Origin of the sequence: Mycobacterium sp. 1245499.0 (genome assembly GCF_001673615.1) — a bacterium.
GTDB classification, from domain to species: Bacteria; Actinomycetota; Actinomycetes; order Mycobacteriales; family Mycobacteriaceae; genus Mycobacterium; species Mycobacterium europaeum_A.
The window spans coordinates 1-1,497 of record NZ_LZMG01000042.1; the positions used below are offsets into that span (position 1 = coordinate 1).

Genomic DNA, 1,497 nt, shown 5'->3' on the forward strand with positions numbered 1-1,497 from the left:
CCGCCGGCAGCAGATTGATCTCTCTGAAGATCGACCGCTCGGCTGTCGACGATGCCCTCCGCGATGCACTCGGTCGGCAGGTGACGTCCCAACCCGATTTCACACCGGTCATGTCCACCGATGCAGCCCCGGCCCGCAGCTGGATCAGCATGGTGGTGCTGTTCAAAGAGCAGTTGTTCCTGCCAGGCACCGTGTTGAGCCACCCGCTGGGTTAGCGAAAAGTCGTCGGGATCACTCAGCAGATCTAGGTGGGGCTCCCCACAACACACCAGAGCGAAGTCGTCGAACCGCTTCGTCGGCTTCCATAGGAACGTATTGGCAGCGGCCGCAGTCGGCGCTCCCGTCATTCGGTCGCCTTCGCTCACCGTTCGCAGATCCCTTCTCCACACCTGCCCAGGCGACGCTAGTGCCAACGCATTTGCTCCGCTAGGCCGCGACAGCCGCTCTGCGCGCTTCGTCCACGGCACTGCGCTTATCGGCCATCAGGGACCCACGAGCAATTGGCTCGTTATGTCGCCACAGCGTCGGATTGGTAGCGGCGGTCGTTGACTTCGGCGGCGAATTCGGCATATGCCGTGCGTAGCTCGTCGCCGGGCCAGCGGGCAGGCAGTAGGTTCTCAGGCAGCACCGGATCTGTCATCAGGTGGCGCATGATTGCTGCGGCAGCAACGAATTGTTCAAGCGCCTGCGAAGCGTTGGCCATACCATCGAGCAGTTCCCGTCCGGTCCTGGCCCAACCGGGAAGATCCCACAACATGCCGGCGAGCTGCGCGGGCGCATTGTCGTATGAGTACAGGATCCTTGCGCGCTCTTCTAAGTCGATGGGCAGTTCCAGCTTGAGATTGTCAGGTCTTATCCACACGCCCTCGCGCAATTCAGCTAATCGGTTGTCACACAGCAACCTTCGCGTGTCAGCCCGTGTTCGAGGTTCGATTCCGATGCTGGTGATCACCACCGTTATCCAGGCTCCGCGCCACACACGAGTCGGCGGCCGCAGGGCATCGTCCTGTTGGCGCCGCCGAGCCAGCAGCCGATCCGACAGACCATAGCCGTCAGGCGATCGGACCAAATCTCCGCTGGCCACCATCCGTGTGAGTGCCACACGCACCGCCGCCTCGCTTATCTCATACTCTGAGGTAAGGCGTATCAATTCCGCCGAAGTCGCGGATGCTGGGTGGAGTCCCAAGAGAAGGCTCAGGATGACAGAGCGAGCTGTGAGGCGGTCGACAGAATCCAGGGTCATGTATACCTCTCAACACACGTGGGGAGTCGCTGCGAGCCCCGCTATGCCGCAGCGTGTCGCAACCACAGCGTCGTCAAAGTGGTTCGCGATAAGCACCCTTCGCCTCATCCCTTGACTAGAGCCCGCTCTAGGATCGGTGCGAGGTCGAGCCCGTCGGGCATGGTGCCGAACGCGCCACCCCACTGTCGGTCGAGCCGGGTCGTCAGGAAGGCCTCGGCGACGGCGGGGTGGCCGTGGCGCACCAGCAGCGAGCC

General features: G+C 62.7%; 3 protein-coding genes. 1 reads left to right on the plus strand and 2 read right to left on the minus strand.

Features of this window, described 5'->3' with window-relative positions:
* Positions 1–215, plus strand: a 215-nt coding sequence (locus tag A5646_RS29705; RefSeq protein ID WP_231998213.1) for a hypothetical protein, incomplete at its 5' end; no start/stop codon positions are given.
* 293 nt (positions 216–508) lie between these two features.
* Here the strand turns inward: A5646_RS29705 and A5646_RS02025 are convergent.
* Together A5646_RS02025 and A5646_RS29710 are read right to left on the minus strand one after the other, a co-directional pair.
* Positions 509–1,243: a PaaX family transcriptional regulator C-terminal domain-containing protein gene (locus A5646_RS02025; RefSeq protein WP_067019509.1), complete on the minus strand. Its 735-nt coding sequence runs from the start codon at positions 1,241–1,243 to the stop codon at positions 509–511.
* A 104-nt stretch (positions 1,244–1,347) separates the two neighbouring features.
* A partial coding sequence (locus tag A5646_RS29710; protein ID WP_197505275.1) for a hypothetical protein occupies positions 1,348–1,497 on the minus strand: 150 nt, incomplete at its 5' end.